This window comes from Allobosea sp. GW823-FHT01F03, assembly GCF_058798075.1.
The window spans coordinates 1,222,088-1,237,502 of record NZ_CM179505.1; the positions used below are offsets into that span (position 1 = coordinate 1,222,088).

Sequence of the window (15,415 nt, forward strand, 5' to 3'; positions counted from 1 at the left end):
GTCAGTTCGGAAGACGGCCGCCGAGGTCATCCTCGATGTGGATGCGGATGATCTCGTCGAAATACTTCTCGGCCTTGAAGCCGAGGGCGGTGGCGCGGGCGGCGTCGAAGCGGGTGGGCCAGCCCTTGACGATGTCGGAGGCCGCCTTGTCGGGCGCGCGCCGGATCAGCTTCACCGCCTTGTCGCCGGCGATCCGGCGCAGCGCCTCGATCTGCTCGCCGACCGTGACGCAGACGCCCGGCATGCTCAGATTGACGCGTGGGCCGAGCTGTTCGCGGCCGAGGCCGGCGGCATGGATCAGGAAGCCGACGGCCGAGCGCGGGCTGGCATGGCTGAAGAGCACGCTGTCCTCGACCGGCAGCAGCGCCTCCAGCCCCTGCAGCGGCTCGCGGATGATGCCGGAGAAGAAGCCGCCGGCCGAGGCGTTGGGCTTGCCTGGACGGATCACGATCGAGGGGAAGCGGACGCCGACGCCCTCAATGAGCCCGCGGCGCGAATAGTCGGCGAGCAGGAGTTCGCCGATCGCCTTCTGGGTGCCGTAGCTGGTCAGCGGCGTGACGTGGAATTCGTCCGAGATCGAAGCCGGGAAGGGGGCGCCGAAAATCCCGCTCGACGAGGAGAAGACCAGCTTGGGGACGTAAGGCCCGTTGCGGATGCCCTCCTGCCGGATCGCCTCCAAGAGGTTGCGCATGCCGTCGAGGTTGATGCGATAGCCCTTGTCGAAATCGCGTTCCGCCTCGCCGGAGATGATCGCGGCGAGGTGGAAGACGAGGTCGGGCCGCAGCACGGCGAGGGCTGCGGCGACCGCGGGCTCGGCGGCATCCTCGGTGCGGGTCTCGATCTCTCCGGAAAAGCCGGTAGGCCTTGGTGGAGCGACGACATCGGTCAGGGTCAGGCGTGAGATCGGCCGGTCGTTGCAGGTGCCCTCGCGCGCCAGGCGTGCGGCAAGGCGCTGGCCGATCATGCCGCCGGCGCCGGTGATCAGGACATGCATGGCGTCGCTCCGATTGCCGGAGCCTGTTCGGCAAAGAGGAAAGCTACTCTCAGCGATCCGAACAGGCTCGACTTATTGACCTGGCAGGAGTGATTTCCGCTCGGCTGTTTCCAGCCGAGCGGAAGGCGCCTCAGAGCGCGAAGCCGCCGTCGGCGAGGTGGATCTGGCCGGTGGTGTAGCTCGCCTCGTCGGAAGCGAGGTAGACGGCGAGCCAGGCGATCTCCTCGGCGGTGCCGAGACGGGCCATGGGCTGGCGATCGATGAAGGCCTGGCGCGCCTGGGCCTCGGTCGTGTTCGTGACCTTGGCGAGCTCGATGATGCGCTGGTCGAGCGAGGGCGACTGGATGGTGCCGGGGCAGATCGCGTTCGAGCGGATGCCCTTCTTGATGTAGTCCGCCGCGACCGCCTTGGTCAGGCCGATCACCGCCGCCTTGGTCGCGCCGTAGACATAGCGGTTCGGGATGCCGCGCACCGAGCCGGCGCCCGAGGCGATGTTGACGATCGAGCCCTTGCCGGCGGCGAGCATGCCGGGGACGAAGGCCTTGATCGTGCGGTGCATCGACTTGACGTTGAGGTCGAAGGAGAACTCCCAGGCCTTGTCGTCGCATTCCAGCACGGTGCCGTGATGCACGAAGCCGGCGGCGTTGACGAGGATGTCGATGGTGCCGACCTTCTCGGCGAAGGCCTCGACGGCCTTGGTCGAGAGCACGTCGAGCTTGCGCTTCTTGGCCTTCGGGATGCCCTCGAGCAAGGCGACGTCCTTGTCGGTCGCCCAGACGGTCGCGCCCTCGGCGACGAAGGCCTCGGCGATCGCGCGGCCGATGCCCTGTCCCGCCGCGGTGACGACCGCAACCTTGCCCTTCAAACGTCCAGCCATTGTGCTTCTTCCTCGTATTTTTCCGACTATCGGAGGTTCTTGCGCATATGGATCAGCCGACGATCCGGCAGATCCTCGAAATGGGTGGTCTGGTAGCCCAGCCGCTCATACCAGCCGATGCGCTCGGCAAGCCTGGCATGGGTATAGAGGTGGATGGCGTCGTGGCCGAGCGCCCGGGCCTGCTCCTCGGCGAAATCCATCAGGGCCGAGCCCACCTTGCGGCCGCTGGCGGCGGGGGCGACGGCGATGCTCCAGAGCGTGAACTTCGCCGGCTCCTCCTCGAGCACCAGGACGCCGTCGAGCGTGCCGTCGCTTTCTGCGAGCCAGACTTCATGCTCCGCCAGCACCTGATGATAGTCGGCGATGCGCGGTAGCGAGGGCACGCCGATGACGCTCTCATTCGGCAGATAGGCAGCCTCGGTCAGCGCGGCGATCGCCGGGATATCGTCCGTCGAGGCGCGGCGCAGCGACATGTCAGGCTGCTTTCGCCTGCTTCATGAAATCCGTCAGCGAGGTCTTCTGCCGGCCTTCCGCATCGAAATTCTCCGGCGCCAGCCAGCGCTCGAAGGCTTCGGCCCGTTTCGGCCATTCGCCATCGGTGATCGAGAACCAGGCGGTGTCGCGGTTGCGGCCCTTGACCACCATGTGCTGGCGGAAAAGCCCCTCATACTGGAAGCCGAAGCGCAGAGCGGCGCGCTTGGAGGGCTCGTTGAGATTGTTGCACTTCCACTCATAGCGGCGATAGCCGAGCGAGAAGCCATAGGCGCCGCAGAGATAGATCGCCTCGCTCGCCACCCGGGTGCGCTGCAAGGACGGCGAGTAGGTGATGTAGCCGACCTCGAAGACGCCCTGCTCGGGGCGGATCTCCATCAGCCAGAGATGGCCCTTGGCCTTGCCGTCGGCCTTGTCGATCACGGCGAAGGGCACGATGCCGGGCTTGGCGACCATGGTCGCCAGCAACTCGCCATAGGCCGCCTTGTCCTCGGGCGGATGGGCCGGCATCCATTCCCAGAGCGCGTCATGGCCGGCCATTGCCGTCCAGATATCGTCGAGATGACGGGCCGGGTCGATCGGTTCGAGCCGGCAATAGCGGCCGTCGAGGACCTTGGCGGGCGGGAAGGGCGGGGGAGTCCAGTCCAGAACCGGGTTCATTTCGTCGCCTTTTCGCGCCAGCCGTTCAGGTCCTGGGTGACGTCCCAGTCCGGTCCGAGCTCGTCGATGATGGCCTCTGCCAAAGCGGCGCCTTCGGCTTCCCAGGCGAGCCGCTCGACCGGGTTGCCGAAATCGGAGGCGGCTTCATCGGCTTCGTCATAGATCGCGTCGAAGGAATCCATCCAGCTTTCGAGCCGGTCGGCAAGATCGTCGGAGAGGCCGACATCCTCGGCGTCGACCGGCTTGCGCTTGCCCTTGGCGTCGACCAGCCAGAGGCCGCTGCGGCCGAGCCATTCCGGCGCGATGAGGAGTTGTCCGCTCACGAGCGTGCCTTCAGATCATCGCGGAAGAACGGGATGAGCGGGGCGGAGGCGCCATTGCCGGCAAAGCCCCGAAAACTGCCCTCGTCCTTGATCAGGCGGGTGGCCTCGATGAAGGCTGCCCAGGCGGCGCGGGCGAGCGCTCCGCCGATCGAGATCCGGCGGGTGCCGGCCGCGGCGATGTCGGAAACGCTGAGGCCGAAATCGCCATAGACCAGTGTATTGACCGGCTTGCCGCCGGCCGCGGCGACGATGGTGCCGATATCGGCCGCAGTCTTCGGGCCGGGGGCATAGAGCACGTCGGCGCCCGCCTCCGCATAGGCGCTGATGCGGCGCGCCGACTCGTTGAGCGGATCGGGGTGGCCGGTCAGGAAGCACTCGGCCCGGGCGGTCAGCAGCGCGCCGGAGCCGGTCTCGTCGATGGCGCGGCGGGCGGCACGGACGCGCTCGACCGCGAGCTCGAACGGATAGAGCGGGTCCTCGGTGCGGCCGGTCGCATCCTCGATCGAGAGGCCGGCTACGCCGGTCGCGATACAGAGCTTGACGTTGGCGGCGACGCCGTCGGGCGTGTCGGCATAGCCGTTCTCGAAATCGGCATTGATCGGCAGGTCCGGCACGGCCTTCACCAGCTCGGCGAGATGCGCCAGCATCATGTCGCGCGGCACGTCCTGGTCGGCGCGGGCCCTGGTGAAGGCGAAGCCGGCGCTGGTCGAAGCCAGAGCCGGAAAGCCCTGTCCGCGCAGCCAACGCGCCGAGCCTTCGTCCCAGGGATTGGGCATGACGAAGCAGCCGGCTTCATGAAGCCTACGGAAGATCTCGACCTGCGGGCTGTACGCCATTTTAAATCGTTTCAAAACGGTCTAGGGGCGCCATACTGTCGTTCTTGCGCCGATTTGTCAGCCCCGCAGCCCCGCATCGGGGGGCAAGCCGGGATGCGCCATGCGAATGCCGTGTCCTGAGGCGGGCCGGATGGCGCCGCGAGCGGCCCGGGCCCGTATCCCGACGACGCATCCTTCGCGGCTGAAAGAGCATCGCCCCGCGGCGCGGTCGCGCGGGCGGGGCGATGTCGTAGACGCTGGATGGCGTCGCGATCGTTGCGGGCGCGATCAGTGGTTGTCGCGCGGCACGCCGAACTTCTTGTGGATCTTCTGGTACTTGACCGCCGGCTTGAGAACCATGCCCTCGGAGAGCTCGCCGACGATCTTGCGCTGGATCTCCTGCCAGGGGGTCTGGCTCTTCGGATACTTGTAGCCGCCATTGGCCTTGAACTCGGCCCGGCGCTGCGCCAGCTCCTCATCCGAGATCAGGATGTTGGCGGTGCGCTTCTTCAGGTCGATGCGGACCTTGTCGCCGGTGATGAGCAGAGCCAGCCCGCCGCCGGTCGCCGCTTCCGGCGAGGCGTTGAGGATCGAGGGCGAGCCCGAGGTGCCGGACTGGCGGCCATCGCCGACGCAGGCCAGCGCGGAAACGCCCTTCTTGATCAGGTAATCCGGCGGCCGCATGTTCACCACCTCTGCCGCGCCCGGATAGCCGATCGGCCCGACGCCGCGGATGAACAGGATGCAGTGCTCGTCGATGGCGAGCGCCTGATCGTCGATGCGGTGGTGATAGTCTTCCGGTCCGTCGAAGACGATCGCCCGGCCCTCGAAGGCCATCGGGTCCTTCGGGTTCTCGAGATAGCGCTTGCGGAACTCCGGCGTGATCACCGAGGTCTTCATGATTGCCGAGTCGAACAGGTTGCCGGAGAGGTTGAGGAACCCGGCCTCCTTCTTCATCGGCTCGTCATAGCTCTTGATGACGTCGCGGTTGATCGCGAAGAAGCCCTTGCAGTTCTCTTCGTGGGTGCGGCCATTGGCGGTGATCGCCGGCTTGAGCTTGCCCTTCTCGAGCAGCTCGGCGATCACGGCGGGCAGGCCGCCGGCGCGATAATAGTCCTCGCCGAGATATTCGCCGGCGGGCTGCATGTTGACCAGCAGCGGTGTGTCGTAGCCGATCTTGGTCCAGTCCTCGTTGTCGAGGGCTACGCCGATATGCTTGGCGATGGCGTTGACATGGACCGGCGCATTGGTCGAGCCGCCGATCGCCGAATTGATGACGATGGTGTTCTCGAAGGCTTCACGCGTCAGGATCTTCGAGGGGATCAGGTTCTCCCAGACCATCTCGACGATGCGGCGGCCGGTGAGATAGGCCATCTCATAGCGGTCACGATAGGGGGCCGGAATGGCGGCCGCGCCGGGCAGGGTCATGCCCATCGCCTCGGCGAGCGCGTTCATGGTCGAGGCCGTGCCCATGGTATTGCAGTGGCCGGCCGACGGCGCCGAGGAGGCGACGAGGTCGACGAAGCCGCGATAGTCGATCTCGCCGGCCGCCATCATCTGGCGCGCCTTCCAGACGATCGTGCCCGAGCCGGTGCGCTCGCCGCGGAAGTCGCCGTTCAGCATCGGGCCGCCCGGCAGGGCGATCGCCGGGATGTCGACCGTCGCAGCCGCCATGATCTGGGCCGGGGTGGTCTTGTCGCAGCCGGTGGTCAGCACGACACCGTCGATCGGGTAGCCGTAGAGGATCTCGACCAGGCTGAGATATTGCAGGTTGCGGTCGAGCGAGGCGGTCGGCCGCTTGCAGGTTTCCTGGATCGGATGGATCGGGAACTCGAAGGGCACGCCGCCCATTTCGCGGATGCCGTCGCGGACGCGGCTGGCGAGCTCGAGATGATGGCGATTGCAGGGGGCGATGTCGGAGCCGGTCTGGGCGATGCCGATGATCGGGCGGCCCGACTGCAATTCCTCGCGCGACAGGCCGAAATTCATGGTGCGCTCGATATAGAGCGCGGTCATGTCGGCATTGGCGGGGTTGTCGAACCAGGCCTTGGAGCGCAGCTGCTCCGGCTTGATCCTGCGGACCGGCTTCTTGCCGTTCGAAGACTTGCTCGGCGTCTTGCCTGTGGGGCTCTTGGCCATCCCGTCGTTTCCTCTCGCGGCCAGGCGGCCTTCGAGCCGCTTCGGCATCGTCTTTAAATCGATTTGACCGACAGGTCATGCCGGCCAGGGCAGCACGGCAAGCGCACTTGCCGTTGCTGCTGTATTCTGCATACAGCAGCTTTGAGCGGCCTGCCAATCGCCAATGCACGCCCGGCACCAGCAAAGGTCGCGGCGGCGCAGTTTGCAAGTGTTCCAAATGCGGCCCAGCCCGGCGAGGGGCGCAGATGCGGGGGCCGAGAGCAGGCTTGCCCGGGCGCGGCTTTGCGGCCAAGACAGATGGACAAGGCCGGCCCGGCCTGCGGGACGGGTGCGACAACAAGCGCAAGAGGAAACCGCCATGACGCTCCAGGTCGTCCCATCCTTCGCCCGGATCGGCGAGGAAAACGCTTTCGCCGTGCTGGCGCGGGCGACCGAATTGCAGCGCCAGGGCAAGGACATCATCAATCTCGGCATCGGCCAGCCGGATTTCCCGACGCCGGAGCATATCGTCGAGGCGGCGGTGAAGGCGCTGCGCGACGGCCATCACGGCTATACGCCGGCGAATGGCATCCTGCCCCTGCGCGAGGCGGTCGCTGCCGACCTGCACAAGCGCTATGCCGTGAATGTCTCGCCGGAGGAGGTGATGATCGTGCCGGGCGGCAAAGTCACCATGTTCATGGCGATCCTGATGTTCGGCGAGCCCGGCGCCGAGATCCTCTATCCCGATCCCGGCTTCCCGATCTATCGCTCGATGATCGAGTACACCGGCGCGACGCCGGTTCCGGTGCCGATCCGTGAGGCGAACGGCTTCGCCTTCTCGGCCGAGGAGACGCTGTCGCTGATCACGCCGAAGACGCGGCTTTTGATCGTCAACTCGCCGGCGAACCCGACCGGCGGCGTGACGCCCAAGGCCGAGGTCGACAAGCTCGTCGCCGGCCTTGCGAACTTCCCCTACGTCGCCGTGATGTCGGACGAAATCTACGACCAGATGCTCTATGACGGCGAGAAGCATGTCTGCCTGTTGAGCTATCCGGAAATCCGCGACCGGCTGATCCTGCTCAATGGCTGGTCGAAGACCTATGCCATGACCGGCTGGCGCATGGGCTTCTCGATCTGGCCAAAGCCGCTCTACGACAATGCCCGCAAGCTCGCGGTGAACTCGCATTCCTGCGTCAACGCGCCGGCGCAATGGGCGGGGCTCGCGGCGCTGACCGGCCCGCAGGACGCGGTCGCGATGATGCTGGCGGAGTTCTACCGGCGCCGGAAGGCGGTCGTCGCCGGGCTGAACGAACTGCCTGGCGTCTCCTGTATCGAGCCGAAGGGGGCGTTCTACGCTTTCCCGAATGTCTCGCAGACCGGCTGGAAGGCGAAGAAGCTCGCTTCGGCGCTGCTCGAGGAGACCGGCGTCGCGACCATCGGCGGGCCGGATTTCGGCGTGCATGGCGAGGGCTATATCCGCCTGTCCTATGCCAACTCGCTGGAGAATATCGAGCGGGCGCTCGGCCGGATGGGCGAGTTCCTCAAGAGCGCCAAGGCCGCTTGAGTATGATCACCTGCCATTTGCGCTATGTCGTCGATCCCTATCAGCTGCCGGCGTTCGAGCATTACGGCAAGCTCTGGATCAGGCTGGTCGAGAAGTTCGGCGGGAAGCATCACGGCTACTTCATGCCATCGGAAGGGACCTCGAACGTCGCCCTGGCGATGTTCAGCTTTCCGTCGCTGGCCGCTTATGAGGAATACCGTGAGGCCTCGTTCAAGGACGAGGAGTGTCTGGCGGCCGTCGCACTGAACGAAAAGCACCGCTTCATCATCAGCTATGAGCGCTCGTTCTTCCGACCGGTCTTCGAGGACGATCAGGGGGCGCGCCGCGCGCCCTGAAACCGGCAGATATGGCGAGCGCGTCTGCCGGCTCTCCCGAGCGCCGGGGCGAAGGAAGAGCCTGACCGCATGAGCTATCTTTATCTCGCATTCGCGATCGTCAGCGAGGTGATCGGCACCTCGGCCCTGAAGGCGTCGGAGCAGTTCAGCCGGCCGGTGCCCTCGCTGATCACCCTGGTCGCCTTCGCGAGCGCGTTCTACTTCCTGTCGCTGACCCTGCGGACCATGCCCGTCGGCGTCGCCTATGCGATCTGGTCGGGCGTCGGCATCGTCTTGATCAGCCTGATCGCGCTCGTCCTGTTCGGGCAGAAGCTCGACCTGCCGGCGGTGATTGGCATGGGCCTGATCGTCGCCGGCGTCGTGGTGATCAACGCCTTCTCGAAATCGGTCGCCCACTGAGCGGCGCGCGGGCAGGGCGCTAACACAGTATAGTCCTCATCCTGAGGAGCCATTCCGAAGGGAATGGCGTCTCGAAGGATGCTCTATGAGCCTCAGCGCCTTCTGGAGCATCCTTCGAGACGGCCCTCTCGGGCCTCCTCAGGATGAGGGCTGATTGTTTTTCCAGTAGGTGGTCAGACCTTCGCGGCGCTCGCGGCGGCGTCGATATTGGCCACCAGCTCGGCATCGAGGCCGAGGGAGCCGGCGAGGCCGGCGAGGAAGTCCTTCTCCGCCGGCTTGTCCGGATTGATGGCGATTCGGGCCGCCGTGTAGATTTGCGCCGCGAGTTCCGGCGACTCTGCGCCCTCGACCAGCTCGTCGACCGAGGCGGGATTCGCCATCTCGTTGGCGAGCCAGGCATTTGCCTCCGGGTCGAAGCCGGCCTCGCGCAGGCCGCCGAGAATGGCGCCACGCTCGCTGTCGTCGATATGGCCGTCCGAGGCTGAGGCGGCGATCATGGCGCGGATGAAGATCAGCGCATTGGCGTCACTCGCGGCTTCCGGCTCGAAGCCCGAGCCGGCGGGGGCTGGCAGCAGCACCCGCTGCTCGGCGCCGAGCAGCGGCTTGCCGGCCTGATAGTTCTGGTAGGCCTTGTAGGCGAGGCCGCCGACCAGAGCGAGGCCGCCGACCTTGACGGCGGAGCCGGCAATGGAGCGCCCGGCCGAGGTGCCGAAGATCAGCGCGCCGAGCCCACCGAGGACCGCACCGGCGGCCAGCTGATTGTTGCCGAACATGCCCTTCGCCTGGGCGAGTAGCTCCTCCGGCGTCTTGCCGCCGGAAATCTGGCCGACGATGTCGGTGGCGCCCTGCTGCAGCCCGGTCTTCTGGGCGGCGTCCTGCACGCCCTGCGTGGCCTGGCCGAAGATCTGGCCGGCCATGCCGGCGAGGCCGCCGGCGCCGCCCGCCTGCTGGACCTGCTGGGCGATGTTGCCGAGCATGCCGCTCAGCCCGCCGCTGCCGCCCTGTGCGCCCTGCTGCCCTGCCTGGGCACCGATCTGGCTGCCGGCGCTGACGAGCGCATCGAGAAGGGATTTGGCGTTGAACATCGAAGGACTCCTTCGGAAGGCATGCCGGGGCGGCGGCGCACTCTAGGCACCGCATTCTGTGGCCGCTAGACGGGTCATGCGAAAACGGCGGGAGGATGGCGGCGGGCGGTCGCGAGAAAGGCGATGAATTCGGCGCCTTCGCCCTTGCTTTCGGCGTCAAAGTCCTTATACAGCCGCCATCGCATCAGGCGCGCTGTCGTTTGTTCGATGAGGGCCGGTCAAACGGTTCGCGTCGCGCCAAAATTTTTGACCGGTTTCGCCGCAGGGCGAGCCGATGGGAGTTCGAGCCATGAAGATCCGCAATTCGCTCAAGTCGCTGCGTCTCCGTCATCGCGACAACCAGCTCGTGCGCCGCAAGGGCCGCGTCTACATCATCAACAAGGTCCAGAAGCGCTTCAAGGCGCGCCAGGGCTGAGTTTTGACGCGGCTTTGTGCCGCGTCGACCGGCGCTGTGCCAGACCGGAACAAGAGCGGGCTGCACTTCGGTGCGGCCCGCTTTTTTGGCTTGGCCGTCCTGGCTTTCCGGCGAGTTCGCCGTCCCGTGAATTGACGCCGGGCCGATGCCGCCTACATTCACCGGCATGAGGCTCGCCCGTTTCCTCCGCCTGGCGTTGGTGCCGCTGTCGCTTGCCGTGACGGCGCCGCTATCCGTCTGGGCGCAGCCGGCGCCGCCGTCGCGCGACGGCGCGGTGCCGCCGGCCGACATCGACGACAAGCCCAATCAGCCAGAGACGCCGGCGCCGCGCAGCCCGGCGGCGACACTCGACAAGCTGTTCGAGCGTCTGGCTGCCGCCAAGACGCCGGAAGAGGCCAAGGGCATCGCCAATCTGATCCAGCGCCGCTGGGCGCGCTCCGGTTCGGACACCGCCGACCTCCTGATGAGCCGGGCGCAGCAGGCCGTGAAGGCGCAGGAGCTGCCGCTGGCGATCGAGCTGCTCGACCGGGTGATCACGCTCGAGCCCGACTGGGCCGAGGGCTGGAACCAGCGCGCCAATGCGCTCTTCCTGCTGGGGGACCCGATTCGCTCGCTTTACGACATCGGAGAGACGCTGAAGCGCGAGCCGCGCCATTATGGTGCGATCATGGGGCTGGGCACGATCCTGCGCCAGCAGGGCGACGACAAGCGCGCCATGATCGCCTATCGGCAGGTGCTGGCGATCTATCCCGAGCTCGAAGCGGTCAAGGAGGCCGTCGAAGCGCTCAAGATCGAGGTTGACGGTCGCGACGCCTGAGTCGCGCTCGCGTAGCGACTCAATGCGATTGCCCGCGATGGAGCGGCAATGTTGCGTTGCGCCCTGATCGCCATCCTGCTCCTCACGCTCGGCCTGGCCGTCTTCAGCGAGGTCACCCGCGCCGAGGTGGAGGCGCGCCACCCGCCCCGAGGCGCCTTCGTCGCGGTTGAAGGCGGGCGGCTGCATTATCGTGAGTGCAGGCCGGCGGGGGAGCCGCGCGGTACGGTGGTGCTGCTCCATGGCGCCTATGACAATCATGCCGATCTGCTCGCGGCGCTCGGTCCGACGCTCTCCAGTTATCGCGTCATCGCACCGGATCGCCCCGGCCATGGCTGGAGCGAGCGCTTGGGTGGGCGGGACATGGCCGATCCCGGCCGGCAGGCGCAGGCCCTGATGCAGGGGCTCGACCGGATCGCGCCGGAGCGCTTCGTGCTCGTCGGGCATTCGCTCGGCGGTGCGATATCGTCCCGAATCGCACTGGAGCGACCGGAAAGGCTGCAGGGCCTCGTGCTGCTCGGCGCCATGAGCCATCCCTGGCCGGGCGGCATCACCTGGTCGCAGCGCATCGCCGCTACGCCCTGGATCGGGTCGCTGTTCAGCCATGTCGTCGGCGTGCCGCTGGCGCGCTACCGGCTGGGCGGCGGGACGGACGCGGTCTCGGGCCTTGTCCCGCAACGGCCTTGCCATGAGGCGGCGGGCGAGGCTCGCCTGCTGCTGCGTCCCGACGTTCAGCAATCCAATGCGGAGGACATGGCTGTCGCTTTCGATTTCCTTGCCGATCAGGCGCCGCGCTATCGCGAGCTCGAAGTGCCGGTGCTGGCGGTCGCTGGGGATGCCGACACCATCGTTTCGCCAACGATCCATTCGGCTGCGATCGCGCGCGAGGCTCCGCAGGGGCGCCTGCTGCTGCTGCCGGGCGTCGGTCATATGCCGCAGCATGTCGCGCCGGGGCTGATCGCCGCGGCTATCGACGCGATGCTCGCAGTGGCTCGTGATCGGCGCTGAGCCAGCCAATCGCTGATCTAAACTTGCCATATGGCATCAATTTATCTATATGATGCCATATGGAGGACTAGTCATGACTGCGCTTTCTCCGGTCGATACCGCTGCTGCGCCGTTTTCTCCCGCCGCGATCACGCAGGAGGAGGCGGCGGCGATGTTCCGGGCGGCGGTCAATCTGTTTCGGCTCTGGGGCGTCACCGACGAGGAGGCCGCCATGCTGCTCGACCAGCCGGTGCGCAGCTACCGGCGCTGGAAGTCCGGCGAGATCGGCCGGATCGACCGCGACGGCGCGGCGCGGCTCTCCAATCTGATGGGCATTCACAAGGCGCTGCGCCTGATCTTCCGCGAGCCGCAGCGCGGCTATGCCTGGATCAGGGCTGCGAACGAGGCCTTCGGTGGCAAGTCGGCGCTCGCGGTCATGCTCGATGGCGAACTCACCGATCTGATGCGGGTGCGGCGCTATCTCGACGCCGAGCGTGGGCTCTGGTGAGTTCCGGCGAGTTTCCGGTCGTTCCGGTCGCGTGCTCGGCGGCGGTCCGCATCATCCGCAGCGCCTTCCCGCCGATCGATCTGTTCGAGGACATCGCCGACCCCGCCGACTGGCCACTGCTGATCTCGGCCGAGATGAAGACCAATCCGCGGCTGATGGAGACGATCGGCAATCTCGACCTGGTGCCGCCAGGTCGTCGCGTCTCCGGTCCCGGGGCGAGCCTCCTGATGGCGCCCTTCACCCATGTCAGCCGCGACCGGCCGAGCCGGTTCAGCGACGGCTCGTTCGGCGTGCTCTATGCCGGCGACGTCTTCGAGACGGCGCTGTTCGAGACGATCCATCACCATGCAAGCTTCATGGCGAAGACACAGGAGCCGCCGGGCTGGACCTCGCAGTTCCGCGAGATCGTTCTCTCGGTCGAAGGCTCACTGCACGATCTGCGTGGCGAAGCGGTCGGGACGAGCCCGCTGCTGCTGGCGGAGGGGTACGAGGCCGGGCAGGCGCTGGGCGCGCGGCTCAGGGCGTCGGGCTCGGACGGCGTCGTCTATCCGAGCGTGCGCCGGCCGGACGGCGAATGCGTCGGCCTGTTCTGGCCGGACCTCGCGCACGATCCGGTTCAGGGCCGGCATCTCGACTATCACTGGAACGGCAGGCGGGTGGATCTCTACCGCGAGGCGGGGACGGGGAGGGTGTTCCGGATCGGGTAGCCCGTTGACAGGCCCTCGCTCTCCTCCAGATAATGCCGGCATGATCGAGAAGGACACGCATATTGTCGCCCGGCTCGCCGGCATCCCGACAGGCGGGATGCCGGGGCATCGATCGCGTTAGTCCAAGCGTATCGCGCACCCGCAGCCTCGCCGGATACGGACGAGGCCGTCTTTTCGCCTGTGCCTCGCCCATCCGCATGACCGATGGAGCCTTGCATGGCACAGAACATCTATGACGATCCCAAATTCTTCGCCGGCTATAGCCAGCTTCCGCGGCAGGTCCACGGCCTCGCCGGGGCGCCGGAATGGCCGGCCATCCGCGCGCTCATCCCCGATCTGAAGGGGAGGCGGGTCGTCGATCTCGGCTGCGGCTTCGGCTGGTTCGCGCGCTGGGCGCGCGAGCAGGGGGCCGCATCGGTCACGGGTCTGGATGTCTCCGAAAAGATGATCGCGCGTGCCCGGGCGCAGACCTCGGATGCCGCGATCGCCTATGAGATCGCCGATCTCGAGATGCTTGAGCTGCCTCCGGCGGCGTTCGACTTCGCCTACAGCGCCCTGACCTTCCACTATATCGCGGATTTCGGCCGGCTGGTCCGCATGATCCACCAGGCTCTGACGCCGGGCGCGCATTTCGTCTTCACGATCGAGCACCCGATCTACATGGCGGCGGCCCATCCGCGCTGGTCGAGCGATGAGGACGGGCGCAAGACCTGGCCGGTGAACCGCTATGCCGTGGAGGGCGAGCGCCGCACCAACTGGTTCACCGACGGCGTCCTCAAATATCACCGGACGCTGGGTACGACGCTGAACGGCCTGATCGCCGCCGGCTGGACGCTCCGCCATGTCGCGGAATTCGCGCCGACGGCCGCGCAGATCGCGGAGAATCCCGGGCTGGCGGAGGAGCTGGAGCGGCCGATGATGCTGCTGGTGTCGGTGCAGCGCTGATACCGTGCGGATCGCGGCGTGCTCAGACCCTGACCGCCTTCGCCTTGCGATCCGCGCCGCCGAAGACACGCAGATACCTCGCGATCTCGGCCGGATCGCCCGTGGCCTTGTTCGGGTTGTCGGAGAGTTTCACCGCCGGGCGGCCATTGGCGCTGACGACCTTGCAGACCAGCGAGATCGGGTCGAGATCGGGCGTGCCGACCGGCGAGCAGCCGACGAAGTCGTTGGTGAGGTTGGTGCCCCAGCCGAAGCTGGTGCGGACCCTGCCGTGGAAATGGTGATAGGCCTCCTCGATCGAGTCGATGTCCATGCCGTCGGAGAAGATCAGCAGCTTGCTCTGGGGATCGCGGCCCTGGGATTTCCACCAGGCGATGATCTGCTCGCCGGCCTCGATCGGTGGGGCGCTGTCGGGGCGAAAGCCCGTCCAGTCGGCGAGCCAGGAGGGGGCGTCGTCGAGGAAGGCGGTGGTGCCGAAGGCGTCGGGCAGCACGATCAGGAGGTTGCCGGCATAGACCTGACGCCATTCGTCGAGCACGCGATAGGGGGCGGCGCGCAGTTCCTCGTCGCTGTCGGCCAGCGCCGCCAGCACCATCGGCAGTTCATGGGCGTTGGTGCCGATCGCCTCGAGATCGTTCTCCATGGCGAGCAGTACGTTCGAGGTGCCGGTGAAGGTCGGCCCCAGGCCCTCCTTCAGCGCCTCGACGCACCAGCGCTGCCAGAGATGGCCATGGCGGCGGCGGGTGCCGAAATCGGAGATGCGCAGATCGGGCAGCTTCTTCAGCCGCTCGACCTTGTCCCAGAGCTTCGACTTGGCACGGGCATAGAGCACGTCGAGCGCGAAGCGCCCCCAGCCCTTCAGGGCCTGGCGCGAGCGCAGTTCGTTGACGATGGCGAGGGCCGGGATCTCCCACATCATCGAATGGGTCCAGGGGCCGGCGAAGGTCAGCTCGTATTGCCCGTCGACCTTGCGCAGCTCGTAATCGGGCAGGCGGAACTCGGCGAGCCAGGCGATGAAATCCGGCGTGAACATCTGGGTCTTGCCGTAGAAGCTGTTGCCGGCGAGCCAGATCAGCTCCTTCTTGGTGAAGCGCAGTTCCCGGGCATGGTCGAGCTGGGCGCGCAGCTCACCCTCGTCGATCACCTCGGCGAGGCGGATCGCCTTGCTGCGGTTGATCAGCCCGAAGGTGACCTCGACCTTCGGGTGGAAGCTCCTGATCATCTGCAGCATCAGGAGCTTGTAGAAATCGGTGTCGAGCAGGCTGCGCACGATCGGGTCGAGCCGCCAGCTGTGGTTGTAGGTCCGTGAGGCGATGTCGGTGATGGCCATGGGCGTCGCGGGCTGCTGGAAGGATCGCTCAAGCAGTAGAGCAGGGGCGG

General features: G+C 66.8%; 18 protein-coding genes. 9 read left to right on the forward strand and 9 right to left on the reverse strand.

Annotated elements, in window-relative coordinates:
* Position 1: 1 nt before the first annotated feature.
* From denD to AC3RCC_RS05690, 7 genes are all read right to left on the reverse strand, one after another.
* The gene (gene denD / locus AC3RCC_RS05660) at positions 2 to 994 is read right to left on the reverse strand and encodes a D-erythronate dehydrogenase (RefSeq protein WP_492257860.1); all 993 of its coding nucleotides are present in this window, start codon (positions 992 to 994) and stop codon (positions 2 to 4) included.
* A 130-nt stretch (positions 995 to 1,124) separates the two neighbouring features.
* Entirely contained in the window at positions 1,125 to 1,871 is a 747-nt protein-coding gene (locus tag AC3RCC_RS05665; RefSeq protein WP_066477402.1) for an SDR family oxidoreductase, read from the reverse strand.
* A gap of 26 nt (positions 1,872 to 1,897) precedes the next feature.
* On the reverse strand, positions 1,898 to 2,344 hold the full coding sequence (locus tag AC3RCC_RS05670; RefSeq protein ID WP_492257861.1) for a GNAT family N-acetyltransferase: 447 nt from the start codon (positions 2,342 to 2,344) through the stop codon (positions 1,898 to 1,900).
* A gap of 1 nt (position 2,345) precedes the next feature.
* The gene (locus tag AC3RCC_RS05675) at positions 2,346 to 3,023 is read right to left on the reverse strand and encodes a GNAT family N-acetyltransferase (protein WP_492257862.1); all 678 of its coding nucleotides are present in this window, start codon (positions 3,021 to 3,023) and stop codon (positions 2,346 to 2,348) included.
* Positions 3,020 to 3,346 carry an immunity protein CdiI family protein gene (locus AC3RCC_RS05680; RefSeq protein WP_492257863.1) on the reverse strand — a complete coding sequence of 109 codons (327 nt, stop codon included), beginning with the start codon at positions 3,344 to 3,346 and terminating at the stop codon, positions 3,020 to 3,022. The genes AC3RCC_RS05675 and AC3RCC_RS05680 overlap by 4 nt, the downstream gene beginning before the upstream one ends.
* Positions 3,343 to 4,182, reverse strand: a complete 840-nt coding sequence (locus AC3RCC_RS05685; protein ID WP_492257864.1) for an isocitrate lyase/PEP mutase family protein — start codon at positions 4,180 to 4,182, stop codon at positions 3,343 to 3,345. Before AC3RCC_RS05685 ends, AC3RCC_RS05680 begins: the two co-directional genes overlap by 4 nt.
* Positions 4,183 to 4,449: 267 nt before the next feature.
* Positions 4,450 to 6,300: an IlvD/Edd family dehydratase gene (locus AC3RCC_RS05690; protein ID WP_492257865.1), complete on the reverse strand. Its 1,851-nt coding sequence runs from the start codon at positions 6,298 to 6,300 to the stop codon at positions 4,450 to 4,452.
* A 358-nt stretch (positions 6,301 to 6,658) separates the two neighbouring features.
* On the opposite strand from AC3RCC_RS05690, the gene AC3RCC_RS05695 reads away from it, so the two are divergent.
* The 3 genes from AC3RCC_RS05695 (at position 6,659) to AC3RCC_RS05705 (ending at position 8,577) form a co-directional block, all read left to right on the forward strand.
* Positions 6,659 to 7,843 carry a pyridoxal phosphate-dependent aminotransferase gene (locus AC3RCC_RS05695; RefSeq protein ID WP_492257866.1) on the forward strand — a complete coding sequence of 395 codons (1,185 nt, stop codon included), beginning with the start codon at positions 6,659 to 6,661 and terminating at the stop codon, positions 7,841 to 7,843.
* A gap of 2 nt (positions 7,844 to 7,845) precedes the next feature.
* Positions 7,846 to 8,178 carry an NIPSNAP family protein gene (locus AC3RCC_RS05700; protein ID WP_291637606.1) on the forward strand — a complete coding sequence of 111 codons (333 nt, stop codon included), beginning with the start codon at positions 7,846 to 7,848 and terminating at the stop codon, positions 8,176 to 8,178.
* 69 nt (positions 8,179 to 8,247) lie between these two features.
* On the forward strand, positions 8,248 to 8,577 hold the full coding sequence (locus AC3RCC_RS05705; protein ID WP_492257867.1) for an SMR family transporter: 330 nt from the start codon (positions 8,248 to 8,250) through the stop codon (positions 8,575 to 8,577).
* Between the two features lie 173 nt (positions 8,578 to 8,750).
* Here AC3RCC_RS05705 and AC3RCC_RS05710 read toward each other — a convergent pair whose 3' ends face one another.
* Positions 8,751 to 9,662, reverse strand: coding sequence for a tellurite resistance TerB family protein (locus AC3RCC_RS05710; RefSeq protein WP_291637611.1), 912 nt, complete (start codon positions 9,660 to 9,662; stop codon positions 8,751 to 8,753).
* Between the two features lie 289 nt (positions 9,663 to 9,951).
* Between AC3RCC_RS05710 and ykgO the strand changes: the two genes are divergently transcribed.
* The 6 genes from ykgO (at position 9,952) to AC3RCC_RS05740 (ending at position 14,038) form a co-directional block, all read left to right on the forward strand.
* Positions 9,952 to 10,077, forward strand: coding sequence for a type B 50S ribosomal protein L36 (ykgO, locus tag AC3RCC_RS05715; protein WP_114828362.1), 126 nt, complete (start codon positions 9,952 to 9,954; stop codon positions 10,075 to 10,077).
* A 145-nt stretch (positions 10,078 to 10,222) separates the two neighbouring features.
* Positions 10,223 to 10,894 (forward strand): tetratricopeptide repeat protein, encoded by a 672-nt coding sequence (locus AC3RCC_RS05720; RefSeq protein WP_492257868.1) that lies wholly within the window; start codon positions 10,223 to 10,225, stop codon positions 10,892 to 10,894.
* Between the two features lie 48 nt (positions 10,895 to 10,942).
* Positions 10,943 to 11,899: an alpha/beta fold hydrolase gene (locus AC3RCC_RS05725; protein WP_492257869.1), complete on the forward strand. Its 957-nt coding sequence runs from the start codon at positions 10,943 to 10,945 to the stop codon at positions 11,897 to 11,899.
* 73 nt (positions 11,900 to 11,972) lie between these two features.
* Positions 11,973 to 12,386, forward strand: a complete 414-nt coding sequence (locus AC3RCC_RS05730; RefSeq protein WP_291637619.1) for an MbcA/ParS/Xre antitoxin family protein — start codon at positions 11,973 to 11,975, stop codon at positions 12,384 to 12,386.
* The gene (locus AC3RCC_RS05735; RefSeq protein WP_492258754.1) at positions 12,380 to 13,093 is read left to right on the forward strand and encodes an RES family NAD+ phosphorylase; all 714 of its coding nucleotides are present in this window, start codon (positions 12,380 to 12,382) and stop codon (positions 13,091 to 13,093) included. Before AC3RCC_RS05730 ends, AC3RCC_RS05735 begins: the two co-directional genes overlap by 7 nt.
* Before the next feature lie 216 nt (positions 13,094 to 13,309).
* Positions 13,310 to 14,038 (forward strand): class I SAM-dependent methyltransferase, encoded by a 729-nt coding sequence (locus tag AC3RCC_RS05740; protein ID WP_492257870.1) that lies wholly within the window; start codon positions 13,310 to 13,312, stop codon positions 14,036 to 14,038.
* A gap of 22 nt (positions 14,039 to 14,060) precedes the next feature.
* On the opposite strand, the gene pncB is transcribed toward AC3RCC_RS05740, so the two are convergent.
* Positions 14,061 to 15,365: a nicotinate phosphoribosyltransferase gene (gene pncB, locus AC3RCC_RS05745; protein ID WP_452117231.1), complete on the reverse strand. Its 1,305-nt coding sequence runs from the start codon at positions 15,363 to 15,365 to the stop codon at positions 14,061 to 14,063.
* Positions 15,366 to 15,415 lie beyond the last annotated feature (50 nt).